Source organism: Pseudomonas sp. 2,4-D (assembly GCF_030418155.1).
Taxonomy (GTDB): domain Bacteria; phylum Pseudomonadota; class Gammaproteobacteria; order Pseudomonadales; family Pseudomonadaceae; genus Aquipseudomonas; species Aquipseudomonas alloputida.
Genome location: NZ_JAUHUI010000026.1, coordinates 61,763 through 76,691 on the forward strand (window position 1 = coordinate 61,763; position 14,929 = coordinate 76,691).

A 14,929-nucleotide genomic window follows, 5' to 3' on the forward strand; every position below is an offset into this window, starting at 1 on the left:
ACTTAAGCAAGCCGCGTCAAAAACTGCAGCGCCGACCAGAAGCCGGCACCATGATCCTTGTGCCCTTGCCAGACTTCAGGAATGAAGCTGACTTCGGGATGATTGCGAATCTGCGCCCAGGTGGCCGGCCAGTCGATGTCGCCGGTACCCATCACTACGCCTTCGCCGTTGGTACCCTTGGCATCGGCCACGTGCAGGTGCGCCGAATGCGGCAGCAGCAGCGCCAGCGCGGCCTGGAAGTCGAGGCCGAAGTGGAAGCAGGTCATCTGCAGGTGCGACAGGTCCAGACACAAGCGCAAGCCGTGCTCGCGGGCCTGGGCCGCCAGTTCGTCGGGCATCATGAAAATGTTCTGGTGGCGCTGGCCGCCGAAATGCCAAGGGAACGGCGCCATGTTCTGCGGGATCAGCTCGGTACCGGCGAAGTCCACCAGGCGGCAGGCTTCATGGAAGCGCTCGTAGAGTTCGGGGCGCATGGCCAGCGGGCGCGGCGCGTCGGCGGAGAAACCGCCGATGTTGGCGACGATCAGCCGGGCATCAGCCCCAGGGAAGAACTCGCCGATCTGCAGGGTGGCATCGACCACGCGCTGCAGATTGTCGATAGAACGCCGACGGTAGGCCGGGTCGTCTGCAACCAGATCCAGCAGCTCACTGTTCTCGAACAGCTCCGGCGCATGCACCACCAGACGCGAACAGTCCACTTCGGCCAGGAATGGCTGCGGTTTCAGGCTGAGGTCGCGATAAGACAGATGGAACTCGAACAAGTCCGGCTCGATGCGTCGCCGGTAGTCGCGGAAGTCGTGGTAGCGCACCGGCACCCCCCAGCGAACCGGCATGTCGAACGCCAGCTTCTGCTCGGGTTGCTGTTCCTGCAGGTCGCTCTCGAACAGGAAGTCACCCTGGACGATGTCGCGCCGTACCGGCTTGCCCAGCAGTTCCGGCAGCCGGTACGGCGGCAGGCCCTGGCCGGGGCTGGCGATGCGCAGCATGCCCTGCTCCAGTAACGCACCACACGGGATATCGCGGGCAGCGATCACGCTCTTGCCGAGGTTCTCGCGGTTCAGCAATTCGCCCTGACTGGCATGGCGACCTGGCCCTTGCCAAGGCAGCGCCAGTTCCAGTTGGCGGATGCCGTCCACCAGTTGGCGAAATTCGGTGGGCTCTAGGCTGGCGAGGTGATCCGGCCCTTCCATGTTGCGATCCAGGGTGATGTGGCGCTCCACCAACCGGGCGCCCAAGGCCACTGCGCCGAGGGTGATGGCAATACCGCGCTCATGGCCGGAATAGCCGATCAGGCCATGCAGCTCCTGCAGGCGGCACAAGTAGCCGAGCTGGATATCCGCTTCCGGTGCCGGGTAGGCGCTGTTGCAGTGCAGTAGCGCGAAAGGCGTGCCCAACGCGTTGAGCTGTTCGATGGCCCGGATGATTTCGTGCTCGAAAGACATGCCGGTGGACAGGATCAGTGGCTTACCCAGGCTGGCGGCCTTGGCGATCAAGTAAGGGTTGCACAAGTCTGCCGAGGCAATTTTCAAGGCAGCCACATCGAAGTGGGCCAGGGCATCGACGCTAGGCTCATCCCAGGGAGTGCACAGATAGGTGATGCCCTTTTGCGCACAATAAGTACGCACCTGGCGGTGCTCGTCGAGGCTCAGCTCAACCTTGTCCAGCAGATCCTGGATGTACTCCACGCCAAGATCTTCGGCACGCGAGCCATCAGCCTTGCGCCGGTACAGCGCCTCGCGATTGCGCAGCTGGAATTTGACGCAGTCGGCTCCAGCCGCAATGGCTGCATCCACCAGTTGCCTGGCCAATGCCAGCGAGCCGTTGTGGTTGTTGCCGATCTCAGCGATGACGTAGACACGCCCGCCACCCAGGGCAATGCCGTCGAGAAGAATTGGGGTCATTGAATTTTCGTCCGCCAAGAAGTTACACCACAGGACTCAAAGCGGAAACCTTGAGTCTGGCAGCCCAGTGCGCGCACCGCATGCACCACACGCTGGCGATGCTGGGGCTGTACGTAGAACAGGAAGAAGCCACCGCCACCGGCACCCAGCAGCTTGCCGCCGAGCGCGCCTGCAGCCAGCGCCGCGGCGTAGATTTGATCAAGGTGGCCATGGCTAATGGCCGAGGAAAAGCACTTTTTCAGGCGCCAGGCTTCGTCCATGCACAGGCCGAAATCGCGGAGCTCACCGCGAATCAGATAGCGGTGCATGCGTCGACAGAGCGCTACGCTGGCGTGGAGCAGGTCTGTTTGAGAGGACTCGGCCTGCATCTCCTCACGCTGCAGGTCGTGCAGGCGGCCTGAATCGTGAGAAATGCCGGTGTCACACAGGACCAGGCAGGATTCCAGCTCATTGCGGATCGCCTCTTCCAGGCGAATCGGATGGACTAGATTGCGCTGGTTCTCGAACTCGATCAGGTTGAAGCCACCGAAGGCCGAGGCATACTGATCTTGCCAGCCACCGGCAATACCGAAGCAAAGGCGCTCGGCCTGGAACGCCAGTTCGGCAATTTCATAGGTGCTCCAGCGATCCTGGCGCAATTCATTGAATACCGCGATTGTGGCTGTGGTGGCAGCGGAGGAGCCGCCCAGCCCGGAGCCCACGGGGAAATCCGAACGCAGGTAAAGATCGAAACCGTATTGCGGCTTTATCAGCGAAACGATGGTCGCCAACAGGCTTTTTTCACTGGCGGCTAGCAGGTCAGCCAGTGAGTCGTAGTCCTCCTCACGCCCCAGATCTTCGGAGAAAATGCGGATGCCACGGTCACTCCGTGGAACAAGGGTGGCGTGAGCATAAAGACCGACAGTACAGCTGAGCACCGCTGCCGGGTGGTCAATGAAGAAATATGTCAGGTCCGCACCGCCGCCGCAGAAGCTCATGCGCACCGGCGCGCGGGCCCGCGCCAGTACCGGTACTTCCGGGCTGGCCGCCATCAGGCGGGTAAAGACTTCCACCAGGCGCCCCTGCTCATCCACGGCCGGGATGGCGTTGAAACCCAGGTCGAAAGCCTTGAGCAACTCCTCCCGCGACGCACCGGCTTGAACAGCGCGGTAGTGGGTGTTCATGCAAGTTGTTACTGGCAGGTCGGTCTGGCCGCCCTGCAGCAGGTGGCGACGCACATCGCCGTTGGTCACCACGCCCAGCAGACGGCGGTCGTCAGCAACCACAAAGGCGATCTGCAAGGCGCCTGCCTCAATGCACTTGACTGCATCGAGAATGCTTTGGCGATCGCCAATGCTGAGGGTCTGCACAAGCAGGCTCATAGCGAAGTATCCGGAAGAAATTCGTGGGTGTAGCGCGCAAGCGACTCTGGCGTGCCGATATCGATGAAACGCCCGCTGTAATCGACAACTGTCACGGCCGCTTGCTGGAGCAACTCAGGCAACAGATCGTGCTCCATGGAGCATGCACGAACAGGCGTAGTGGTGAAGGCCGACGCGGTGAAGGCATACACCCCTGCATTGATAAGGCCGGCGCCTGGCACGCCCTTTTCCTGCAGCGCAGCCATGTGCCCGGTTGCAGTCAGCGCCAAGCTGCCATACCGGCTGCGGTCACTGACCCGAGCCGCCAGTACCGCGTTACCTTCGCTCTGGAGCATCTGACGGTAACCCTGCACCTCCACAAAAGTGTCGGCATTGAGTACCAAGTACCTCCCCTGCGCAGGTTGCTCGCGCAACGCGTTGAGCAGCGCCCCGCCGGTTCCCAGAGGGTTCTCCTCCACCACCATCGACAGCGGCAGACCGGCCTGGCGAGACAGCTCGGCAAGCTGCTCGGCCACCTGCTCGGCGCGGTAATGCGCGCACAGTACACCTTCGCTGACGCCAGCACGGGCCAACTGGCTTAGTACGCGCGCCAGAAAGGGCTCACCGCGAACGGGAACCAGGGCCTTCTGCGAGTCAGTGACACTGCGCAGACGCGTACCGAAACCACCACACAGGACGTAAGCGCGCATCAGCACGGCCTCTGCAGGTAGGTTTCCAGGCAGCGCGCCGCGTGTTCCAGATGGTCGTCGCTCAAGCCCGGCCACAGGCCAATCCAGAACGTGTCGTTCATGATTTTGTCAGTCACCGACAGCTCACCGGAAACCCGGTAGTGCAGCCCCTGCATGTAGGGCTGGCGCGTCAGGTTCCCGGCAAACAGCAAGCGCGTGCCCACATCCTGTTCATCCAGGTAGCGCAACAGCTCGACGCGATTGATGCCGCAGCCATCGCGTAGGGTGATCGGATAACCGAACCAGGAAGGGTCGCTTTCGCGGGTGGCCTGCGGCAGGATCAGTTTGTCCGCACAACCGGCCAGCCGGTCACTGAGCCAAGCGAAGTTGCGCTTGCGCGCGGCAACGAAATCATCAACCCGGTCCATCTGCGCCAGCGCGCAGGCGGCCTGCATGTCGGTGATCTTCAGGTTGTAGCCCAGATGCGAGTAGGTGTATTTGTGGTCGTAGCCCTGCGGCAGCCCCCCCATTTGCCAGCAGAAACGCTTGCTGCAGGTGTTGTCCTCGCCCGGCGCACAGTAGCAATCGCGGCCCCAGTCGCGGAACGACTCGATGATGCGCTTGAGCAACGGCGAGTCGGTAAACACCGCACCGCCCTCGCCCATGGTGATATGGTGCGCCGGATAGAAGCTGAGGGTGCCAATATCGCCGAAAGCGCCAACCATGCGACCCTGGTAGGTGGAACCCAGGGCATCGCAGCAGTCTTCGATCAGCCACAGGCCATGCTTGTCGCACAGGGCGCGCACAACGCTGAGGTCGAAGGGGTTGCCCAGGGTATGGGCCAGCATGATGGCCTTGGTCTTCGGGCCGATGGCCGCTTCGATCAGCGCCGGGTCGATGTTGTAGGTGCCCATCTCGATATCGACGAACACCGGAATCGCGCCGAACTGCAGGATCGGGTTGACGGTGGTCGGGAAGCCGGCAGCAACGCCGATCACCTCGTCACCCGGCTTGATCGCCCGGTCGCCGAGGCGTGGCGAGGTCAGTGCGGAAAACGCCAGCAAGTTGGCCGACGAGCCGGAGTTGGTGGTGAGTACGCAGCGACGCCCCAGGTACTTGGCCAAGCGCTTCTCGAACGCCTCGTTGAAGCGGCCGGTCGTCAGCCAGCCATCCAGCACGGCCTCGGTCATTGCCTGCAGCTCGCCGGCACCGATCACCTTGCCCGAAGGCGGAACATTGCTCTGCCCCGCCACGAAGGGTTTGGGCGCCATCTGCAGCTCGGCATAGCGCCCGACCAGCTCGGCAATCTGTTGGCGCAACTGCTGCGCCGTACTGTCACTCATGGATTCCGCCTTGGTGAACCGCGATCTGCTCGCGGGTAACGATGTTCATGTCACGCCCTGCGCGCCAGGCCAGGTGCCAGTCCAGGGTATGTTTCAGGGTGTCATCCAGCGACCAGCGCGGTGCCCAGCAAAGCACTTGCCGCGCCTTGCTGGAATCCAGTGCCAGCAAACTGGCTTCATGCGCCTGGACATCGCCGGCGACCGACCAGCGCGCATCGCCTGGCCAGCGCAGGGCAAGACGACGGACGATTTCGCCGACGGTGGCCAGCCCTGCGCTGTCCGGGCCGAAGTTCCAGGCTGTTGCGTATCGCTCGGCGTCCGTGAGCAAGCCCTGCGCCAGCTGCAGATAGCCCATCAGCGGGTCGAGCACGTGCTGCCAGGGGCGGGTCGCATGGGGATAGCGCAAGACCACTTCTTCACCGTCTTGCCAGGCGCGGAAGATATCCGGCAGCAAGCGCTCGGCAGACCAGTCCCCGCCACCCAGAACGTTGCCAGCACGTGCCGTGGCCAAGGCCACGCCGGCGGAGCGCAGGAACGAGTCGCGGTAGCTGGCGCACAGCAGTTCGACACAGGCCTTGCTGCTGCTATAGGGGTCGAAGCCGCCCAGGGCATCCTGCTCGCGGTAGGGCCAGGGCCACTCGCGGTTGTCGTAGCACTTGTCAGTGGTCACCACCAGCACTGCGCGCACCGAAGGCGTGGCACGCACCGCTTCCAGCAGGTTGAGCGTACCCATGACGTTGGTGGCGTAGGTGTCGCCTGGTGCACGGTAGGACTCGCGCACCAGCGGCTGAGCCGCCAGGTGCAGCACCAGTTCGGGTTGGAAATCCTGCATGGCACGCGCCAGGGCCGAGGCATCACGGATATCGGCGAAATCACCTGGAATCTGCTGTTGCAGTTGCGCGACCTGCCACAGCGATGGCGTGGTGGCGGCAGGCAAGGCGAAACCGCGCAGCTCGGCGCCAAGCTGGCGCAGCCACACGGCCAGCCAGCCGCCCTTGAAACCGGTATGCCCGGTCAGCAGGACGCGGCGCCCTGCCCAGAATGCCGGGTTCAGCGCCATAGCTGCCATGCTGCGTCGCCGTTTTTCCAGTGGGTTTCAAGCAACGTGCGATCACGCAGGGTATCCATCGGCTGCCAGAAGCCACGGTGCAAGTGGCTCATCAGCTGGCCGTCTTCGGCCAGACGGCGCATGGGCTCGTCTTCCCAAGTGGTGGCATCGCCCTGGATGTATTCGAGCACGGCCGGTTCAAGCACGAAGAAGCCGCCATTGATCCAGGCACCGTCGCCCGCCGGCTTTTCCTGAAAGCCACGCACCTGTTCGCCGTGCACGTCCAGGGCGCCATAGCGACCCGGCGGCTGTACAGCGGTAACCGTGGCCATCTTACCGTGCTGGCGGTGGAATTCGATAAGGCGCGGAATATCGACGTCGGACACACCGTCGCCGTAAGTCAGGCAAAAGGTTTCATTGCCGACGTAGTCGCGGACACGCTTCAGGCGGCCGCCGGTGGCGGTGTTTTCCCCGGTATCCACCAGCGTCACCCGCCACGGCTCAGCGTGGCGGTTATGGATATCCATGCGATTTTCCGCCATGTCGAAGGTCACGTCCGACATGTGCAGGAAGTAGTTGGCGAAGTACTCCTTGATCACATAGCCCTTGTAGCCCAGGCAAATGACGAAGTCGTTGATACCGTAGTGCGAGTAGATCTTCATGATGTGCCAGATGATCGGTTTGCCGCCTATCTCGATCATCGGCTTGGGGCGCAGGTGGGATTCTTCGCTGATGCGTGTGCCCAGCCCCCCGGCCAGAATTACTGCTTTCATTGTGTTGTTGGTCCGCATTGGTCGGAGGGGGCGGCGACAAAAAACTGGCCCCAGGCCCTTTATGCTGGTCAAAGCAAAACGCATGCCTGCTTTAGGGTCGCCCTGGGTGCGGCATCGGTTTTGTTACTGGGGGCTTTTCAAAGAGCGCTCAACTCATGCCAGCGCCGATTCGGACCGGCTAGCGAGCGCGGAAGAAGAAAGAATGGAGGGTGATTTGGGCGGCCTCTTCGCGGGTAAACCCGCGAAGAGGCTATCTCAGGCGCCCTACCAAGCGTCAATCCTCCGCCTGGTCCTCGCCGCCCTGTCGGCTCATACCGTACTTGCGCATCTTCTCGACCAGGGTAGTACGGCGAATACGCAAACGTTCAGCCGCGCGCGCAACGATACCGTTGGCATCGTCCAGCGCCTGCTGGATCAGTCCCTGCTCCAGGCTACCCAGGTAGTCCTTGAGGTCCAGGCCTTCGGGCGGCAGCATGGCGTGGTTGCTGAAGTTTGGTGTGTGGCCATTGATCGCCACGCGCTCTTCCAGGTCGCTGCGCAGGCTGTCGACCATCTGCTCGTCTTCGTCATCGACATAGCGGAATTTCTTCGGCAGTTCCGACACGCCAATGACCCCGTACGGGTGCATGATCGCCATGCGCTCGACCAGGTTGGCCAGCTCGCGCACATTGCCCGGCCAGCCGTGACGACACAGCGACATGATCGAAGCGGAATTGAAGCGAATGGAACCGCGCTTCTCGTGCTCCATGCGCGAAATGAGCTCGTTCATCAGCAACGGGATGTCTTCCACCCGCTCACGCAGCGGCGCCATTTCGATAGGGAACACGTTCAGGCGGTAGTACAGGTCTTCGCGGAAGGTGCCGTCCTCGATCATGGTTTCGAGGTTCTTGTGCGTCGCAGCGATGATGCGCACGTCGATGCTCTGGGTCTTGTTGCTGCCCACGCGCTCGAAGGTACGCTCCTGCAGCACACGCAGCAGCTTGACCTGCATCGGCAACGGCATGTCGCCGATTTCGTCGAGGAACAGGGTACCGCCGTTGGCCAGCTCGAAACGCCCGGCACGGCTGGTGATGGCCCCGGTAAAGGCGCCCTTCTCGTGGCCGAACAGTTCGCTTTCCAGCAGCTCGGCCGGGATCGCGCCACAGTTGACCGGCACGAACGGCGCTTCGCGGCGCTTGGAATGGTAGTGCAGGTTGCGCGCTACCACTTCCTTGCCGGTGCCGGACTCACCCAGGATCAGCACGCTGGCGTCGGTATCCGCCACTTGCTGCATCATCTGCCGCACGTGCTGAATGGCACGACTGGTGCCAACCAGGCTGCGGAACAGATTGGGTTCGCGCTGGCGACCCCGCTCGCGCGCCTGGTCATACATTTCGCGGTAGACCTGGGCACGGTGCAGCGAGTCCAGCAATTGGCTGTAGCTTGGCGGCATTTCCAGGTTGGAAAGCACCCGGCGGCGAAGGTCTTCCGGCAGCTCGGCGGAAGAAATTTCACCTAAAAGCAAAACCGGAAGGAACTCATCCCAGGTAGCCACTGTCTTAAGCAGCCCAAGCAGATTGCCCGGAGCATTCACGGTGCCGATGAGCACGCACAGCACTTCGCGGCTCGAGGACAATGGCTCGACCGCCTGCTGCCAGTCATGGCTGGCACACGCGAGGTTTTCTTCGCCGAGGAAGTTCAGCACCACCGCAAGGTCGCGGCGGCGCGCGCTGTCGTCATCGATCAGCAGAATCTTGGTTTCACGCCACATGCAATAGCAACTTCCCTAGTCATATCGGCGCCCTGCAGGGGCGTGCTCGACATCATTCCGACTGAATGGTCAGTGTTCGGACGTCTGAAATTCGAAAACAGCCACTAGTAAAGTCAAAAAGGCCCACACAGTCAAATTTATGGCGCCTTTTGTTAAGTCGTGCGCATCTTAACTGAAGAGATGGTAAACCTTCGATGCATTTTTCGCTTGATTGATCTGCATCATCTCTTCGGCAATTGCCTGGCGTTCACCGGTTGTCACATCGATCAGATTGCGGTAGAGCCGCAGCACCCCTTCCAGCTTCTCGCGCAGCAACGCCTGATCCATCGCATGGGTTTCCAGCACCTCGTCGATGCACGCGCGGCACGCCACATCCAGCTTGGCAATGGCTTCCCAGTCACGCTCACCCAAGGCCCCGATCAGGGCATCGCAGGTGTCATCGAGGCGTTGCAGTGCGGTCACGGTAATCTCCTTGCCATCAGCTGGCAGGCTGGGCGTCGGCAATGCCGTCCCAGCCACTTTTCACGGTAATCAGCAGCTGGGCAACTTCGTCGATAATGCTGGCATCGTTGTCCACATTGGCCTGCATCAGGCGGTTGGTCATGTAGACGTAGAGGGCGTCGAGCTTTTCGACGTACTCCGGGTTTTCGCTTTTTTCAGGCGACAAGCCATCGCGCAAGCCGATGATGATGTCGATCGCCTTGCCCAGCATCAGGCCTTTTTCCGCAATGTCGCCACGCGCCATCGCACCCTTGGCCTGCGCCATGCGATCGAGGCCGCCTTCCATCAGCATCTGCACCAGGCGATGGGGCGTGGCTTCGGAAATCTGGGCATGGGAATTGACCTTCTGGTACTGACGAAGGGCTCTCATGGGATTCATCTTGCGACCTCGTGACTGGCAGGCTTAAAGGGGAGATATTCCTTGTATCGGGCAGGCAGCGAAAAACTTTACCGACCGATGACATGAAGCCCGGCATCTTGCACGGACTTCATGCAAGGTTCACGGATTAATCGTCGCTGTTCGCCTTGTTCAGTGCATTGAGGGTGCTCAGCACCGAGTCCTGCTGCTGGCGCAGCTGGGTGACCAGGGTATCCATGTTGTTGTACTTGTCCTGCAGGCTCTTTTGCAGGGCTTCCATGCGGGCGTCCAGGGTGTCCTGCTCGGTCTTGAGTTTGGTCAGGCTTTCGCTCAGAACTTTGGAGCGTTCGGCGAGGGTGCCGGTTGCGGCCTTGGCGAATGGCTCGGTGACTTTTTGCAGGCGCGCCAGCAGGCCATCCTTGCCATTGAAAATACTGGTCAGGTCCGCCGCGTTGGTGGAAGCAACCTTGTCCCACTTCTTGTCATCCAGGCTCAGCGCACCGCCGTCCTGGGCCGAAGTGACACCAAAAGCAGCGAGCGACTTCAAGGTACCGTTGCCTGCTACCGCATTGAGTTCCTCACGAATGGAGTTCATCAATGTGCGCATTGTGGCATCACCCGTCAGCGCCGCAGCCGTCATGGTGCCATCGGCATTCTTGGTCACTTTGGTTTCGGCGTTCATCACCTTCAACAATGCGTTGTAGGTATCGATGAAACCTTTGAGGCCCGACTTCAACGTTGTGGAACTGGTAGTCAGGGAGAGGATGGTCGCCGTAGGCTCGCTACTGGTAGCGTTGATCGGTGAAACACCCACCAGCTTAATATTGAGACCACTGACAGCATCGGTAATGTCATTGGTCTTGGACTTCATGGCAATGCCGTCCAGGGTGTACTCGGCGTCCGTCGGCTCATCGACAACGGTATAGCCGGTATCGATGCCCGAATTGCCGGAAAGGGTAATGTCAGAGCCCTCCCCCATTTTCGTCGAGGTGACGATCAGGCGAGAACCATTGGCATCCGTCAGCACGTTGGCGCTAAGGCCCGCTACGCCAAACTGGCTATTGATGCTGTCGCGCACCTGCTGCAATGTGGCGCCGGCGGGCACACTGAGGTCGAAGTCCTTGCCGCCCTGACTGATGGTCAGCGTAGTCGATGTACTGCCACTATTGACTACCGATCCCGCACCATCTGCATACACTTTGGTCGAAACTTTTGACGCAGTCGCCAACTTGTCGACGATCAGCTTGAACGAGCCGTTCGCAGCCCCAGTCCCCATGGTGACGGTCGCGACCTTTTCATCCGAAGACTTCAGGCTCAGACCCCCAAAGCTGTTGGTATCGGTCATGTTGGTCAAAGCGCCGCGGAATGCATCCAGGGCTGACTGAATCTTGCCAATAGAGGACAACGTGGTGGTTGCCTTCAGCGTTTGGGTATTGATCTGGGCCTGCTTGGGCGCTTTTTGCGCGGCCACCAGGGAATCGACGATCGCCTGGGTATCGATGCCCGAGCCAATACCGCTGACTGTTGTACCTGCCATCATTGCTCTCCTTGTTCAGTAGCTGCCGGATCCTTGGCGGATAAATCCATCAAATAGTCGACAACAACAAAAATCATGCCAGCCTATGCCTGACCGTCGAACAGCAGGCTGCTGGCTTCACTGAGGCTCTGCGCCAATTTCAGCGCAGCTTCCGATGGAAGTTGCCGGATCACCTCACCGGACTGGGTAGCAATCACCTTGACTACAATCCGACCCGTGGAATCGTCAATGGAAAAGTCCAGCTGGCGCTGGCTCGACTGGACGAAATCACGAATTTCGCCAACCGCTTTTTCCAGGTCCTCGCGCGAGTGTGGCTGATTATCGGAGGCAGCGGCTTCCTGCACCTTGGCAGGCGTAGCCGGATCCCGCTCGCGATCAGCTCCTGGCACCTGGGGTAACACGGCTGGATACACCTGGTTCAGCTTGACACTCATGTCCATGTTTCGAACTCCTCATGTCAAAAAGGGTGAAAGGGCACGTAAACGCGCCCTTTCACCCTTCACTCAAGCGCCTGAATTACTGAAGCAGTTTCAGGACCGACGATGGCAGCTGGTTAGCCTGCGACAGGATCGCAGTCGAAGCCTGCTGCAAAGTCTGCTGCTTGGTCAGCTCGGCAGTTTCCGAAGCGAAGTCCACGTCCTGCACGGTGGAGCGGGCAGCGGTGGAGTTCTTCTGGATGTTCTGCAGGTTGTCGACGGTGGTTTGCAGACGGTTCTGGGTAGCACCCAGGCCCGAACGGACGCTGTCGATCGAACCGATGGCTTTGTCGATAACGGCCAGAGCGTTCTGGGCGTTGGTGGCGTCGGTAACATCGGTATCGGCGATGGTGGTCTTGGCCGAAGACTTGGAAGCTGCACCGAACAGGTCAGTAGCGCCAGTACCGGTTGCACCATCGGCTACCGAGTAACCTTTTGCAGAGTCCAGGGAGATCTGGCCAGTTACAACTGATGTGTCATTAGCAGTACCGGAAAGCGTGGTCAGCGTGCCCGGGAAATCACCATTGCCATCACGCGCACCCACAGAAATGGCATCAGCGCCGGCCTGCGAGGTGAATTTCAGGTTCTCACCAGTGTCCGACTTCACCGACAGGCTCTTGGTCGATTCGTCGTAGTTGACGCTGATACCCAGCTTGGCGGCGTTGGACTTCAGCTGATCAGCCAGGCTTGCAGTGTCAGTAACACCGATGAAGCTGACGGTGCTGCCACCAACGGTCAGGTCAAAGTTGGCAGGAGTGGCTGCTGCACCACTTGCAACAGCCAGCTTGACTTCAGTGCTGGCAGAGGCAGTCAGACCACCGATTGCGCCATTGAGTTTGGCAGCAATATCTTTGGCCGAAGCACCCTCATCATAGCTGACAGTCTTGGTTTGGCCGTTGCCGGTTACAACCAGATCTGCTGCTGCAACGCCGCTAGCGCTTGGCGCAATAGTGCCGGATTTAATCTGCTGCGAGCCAATGCTCTTGGCCGAAACGTTGTCCAGCGCCAGGTTGATGGTTTCGTTGGCGTTGGCGCCGACCTGAATGGCCTTGGTGCCGTAGGAACCGTCCAGCAGCTTCTGACCACCGAAGGTGGTAGTTTCCGAGATACGGTTCAGCTCAGCGGTCAGAGCCTGGTATTCGTCGTTGTTCGACTTACGGTCGTCGGCGCTCAGCGAGCCAGTAGCCGAGGACAGGGCCAGGGTACGCATTTTCTGCAGGATGTCGGTCGAGGCCTGCATTGCACCTTCAGCGGTCTGGGCGATCGAGATACCGTCGTTGGCGTTCTTCACAGCCTGGCCCAGGCCATTGATCTGGCTGGTCAGACGGTTGGCGATCTGCAGGCCGGCAGCGTCGTCTTTAGCGCTGTTGATGCGCAGACCCGAGGACAGACGCTGCATCGAAGTGGTCTGAGCGTTGCTCGCCTTGGTCAGGTTGCCCTGGGTGGTGATCGACGCAATGTTGGTGTTTACAGTTAAAGCCATGACGAAATCCTCGTTGGATGGGTACTGCGGCTTCCGGCCTTGGCAACCGCCGGATTGGCCTAGAGAACCTTCGTAATGGTTATCGTCGGGTGCGCGGGTTGCTTGAGGGTTTTTTCAAAAAAAAAATACTGGCATGGGGCCAGCCCTGAGAAATCAAGGGGTTAAGGGCGGTTTATTGGCGTCAAAAACTGTTTGGAATGGGCTGAATGCCTCATCCCGCCTGTAGGAGCGGGTTCACCCGCGAACACCGGCGAAGCCGGTGCCATAGACCGAGCTGCCTTCTTCGCGGGTGAACCCGCTCCTACAATGGGCTGCGTCAGGCAGACATTTATTTTCGGCAGAAAAAAAGCGCCGGGCGGTGGCCGCCGGGCGCTTTCAGGGTCTGACTGGGATCAGTCGCGGTACAGGATGGCCGAGCCCCACGACAGGCCCACGCCAAAGCCACTGATCGCCACGCGCTTCCAGCTGCCATCGAGCATGTGCTTCTGCAGCAGCAGCGGAACACTGGAGGACACCGTATTGCCGGTTTCCAGCATGTCTTTGACGAACTTCTCCGGGTGTTGCTCTTCAAAGCGTCGCGCCACGGCGTCGACAATCGCCGCACTGCCCTGATGGATGCAGAAGGCGTCGATATCCGACGACTTCAGGCCGCTGGCATCCAGCAGCTCGTGCAGGTGCGCTGGCACTTTGATCAGGGCGAAGTTGAATACCTGGCGGCCGTTCATGAAGAACTTGCCGTCACTGACTTTCAGGTGCTCGGCACCGGAACCGTCAGTGCCGAAACGCGCCTGGCCCAGGTTCCAAACCGCGTTTTCACCCATCCAGGTAGCGGTGGCGGCGTCGCCGAACAGCATGGTGGTGTTGCGGTCTTCCGGGTCGACGATCTTCGAATACGGGTCGGCGGTGATCAGCAGGCCGTTCTTGAGGCCTGCTGCTTCCATGAAGCCTTTGATCGCATACAGGCCATACACATAGCCGGAGCAGCCCAGCGACACGTCGAATGCCGCCACGCGGGTAGACAGGCCAAGTTTGCTCTGGACGATGGCTGCGGTGTGCGGCAGGCCTTCTTCGTCGCCGTTCTGGGTGACCACGATCAACGCATCGATCGATTGCGGATCAAGGTCGGGGTTGCTGGCGAACAGCGCCTGGGCGGCCTCTACGCACAAGTCGGAGGTTTCTTGCTCTTCGGCCTTGCGCGGCAGGAACGACGCACCGATCTTGCCGAACATGAACTCTTCGTCCTTGCCGAACTTCGCACCCTGAACGTAGTTGTCCAGGCCAGCGGTGGGCACGTAACTCGCAATGCTTTTGATGCCAATCATTCTGGCTTCCCAATGAAAACAGCCAAAGACCACCACTCGATGAATTGAGGGCGCCAAATACCGGAGCGGTCACCGCCAGGGGTTGTAGCCAGGGCTCGCCTGCGCACCGGTAACAAAATGCTGCAACAGCTGCTGCATAGAATACAGGGAAGATGAGCGTTTTGACTCATTGGTCACATTGAAATGCTACGAAAGCCGTGGCGAGGGTGTGGGGACTGGGGAATTTGCGGAATGACCGGGCGGGCACTGGACCCCGAATGATCAGCTTCGCAGCCCATATCGATGCGGCCGCTTCGCGGCCCTTTCGCGACGCAAGGCCGCTCCCACAAATTGGACTGCCCCCAAGAAGTTGGACACTAATCCAACCCTTGGGGGATCTATGGGTAAGTACACCGAGCAATTCAAGCT

At 60.4% G+C, this 14,929-nt stretch carries 13 protein-coding genes; all 13 read right to left on the reverse strand.

All coding sequences use genetic code 11. From position 1 onward, the window contains the following. Window positions 1–2: 2 nt before the first annotated feature. Window positions 3–1,901: an N-acetylneuraminate synthase family protein gene (locus QYE47_RS18180; RefSeq protein WP_014590137.1), complete on the reverse strand. Its 1,899-nt coding sequence runs from the start codon at window positions 1,899–1,901 to the stop codon at window positions 3–5. Beyond that, a complete protein-coding gene (locus QYE47_RS18185) occupies window positions 1,898–3,262 on the reverse strand; it encodes a CBS domain-containing protein (RefSeq protein WP_014590136.1) in 1,365 nt (454 codons plus the stop codon). Before QYE47_RS18185 ends, QYE47_RS18180 begins: the two co-directional genes overlap by 4 nt. After that, complete coding sequence (locus tag QYE47_RS18190) at window positions 3,259–3,951, reverse strand: sugar phosphate nucleotidyltransferase (RefSeq protein WP_014590135.1); 693 nt, start codon at window positions 3,949–3,951, stop codon at window positions 3,259–3,261. The genes QYE47_RS18185 and QYE47_RS18190 overlap by 4 nt, the downstream gene beginning before the upstream one ends. Next, window positions 3,951–5,273, reverse strand: coding sequence for a lipopolysaccharide biosynthesis protein RfbH (gene rfbH, locus QYE47_RS18195; protein WP_070383575.1), 1,323 nt, complete (start codon window positions 5,271–5,273; stop codon window positions 3,951–3,953). Before rfbH ends, QYE47_RS18190 begins: the two co-directional genes overlap by 1 nt. Then, window positions 5,266–6,342 (reverse strand): CDP-glucose 4,6-dehydratase, encoded by a 1,077-nt coding sequence (gene rfbG / locus QYE47_RS18200; RefSeq protein ID WP_014590133.1) that lies wholly within the window; start codon window positions 6,340–6,342, stop codon window positions 5,266–5,268. The genes rfbH and rfbG overlap by 8 nt, the downstream gene beginning before the upstream one ends. Then, window positions 6,324–7,094, reverse strand: a complete 771-nt coding sequence (gene rfbF, locus QYE47_RS18205) for a glucose-1-phosphate cytidylyltransferase (RefSeq protein ID WP_014590132.1) — start codon at window positions 7,092–7,094, stop codon at window positions 6,324–6,326. The genes rfbG and rfbF overlap by 19 nt, the downstream gene beginning before the upstream one ends. Before the next feature lie 274 nt (window positions 7,095–7,368). Next, window positions 7,369–8,844, reverse strand: a complete 1,476-nt coding sequence (gene fleQ / locus QYE47_RS18210) for a transcriptional regulator FleQ (protein WP_010955093.1) — start codon at window positions 8,842–8,844, stop codon at window positions 7,369–7,371. A gap of 168 nt (window positions 8,845–9,012) precedes the next feature. Continuing rightward, window positions 9,013–9,306: a hypothetical protein gene (locus tag QYE47_RS18215; RefSeq protein ID WP_014590131.1), complete on the reverse strand. Its 294-nt coding sequence runs from the start codon at window positions 9,304–9,306 to the stop codon at window positions 9,013–9,015. A 16-nt stretch (window positions 9,307–9,322) separates the two neighbouring features. Further along, window positions 9,323–9,724: a flagellar export chaperone FliS gene (gene fliS / locus QYE47_RS18220; RefSeq protein WP_019438376.1), complete on the reverse strand. Its 402-nt coding sequence runs from the start codon at window positions 9,722–9,724 to the stop codon at window positions 9,323–9,325. 127 nt (window positions 9,725–9,851) lie between these two features. Beyond that, window positions 9,852–11,240: a flagellar filament capping protein FliD gene (gene fliD / locus QYE47_RS18225; RefSeq protein ID WP_019438375.1), complete on the reverse strand. Its 1,389-nt coding sequence runs from the start codon at window positions 11,238–11,240 to the stop codon at window positions 9,852–9,854. Window positions 11,241–11,323: 83 nt separating this feature from the next. Further along, entirely contained in the window at window positions 11,324–11,680 is a 357-nt protein-coding gene (locus QYE47_RS18230; RefSeq protein ID WP_014590128.1) for a flagellar protein FlaG, read from the reverse strand. Between the two features lie 76 nt (window positions 11,681–11,756). Then, a complete protein-coding gene (locus QYE47_RS18235; protein WP_014590127.1) occupies window positions 11,757–13,199 on the reverse strand; it encodes a flagellin in 1,443 nt (480 codons plus the stop codon). 392 nt (window positions 13,200–13,591) lie between these two features. Beyond that, window positions 13,592–14,521, reverse strand: coding sequence for a ketoacyl-ACP synthase III (locus QYE47_RS18240; protein WP_003254453.1), 930 nt, complete (start codon window positions 14,519–14,521; stop codon window positions 13,592–13,594). Between the last annotated feature and the right edge of the window lie 408 nt (window positions 14,522–14,929).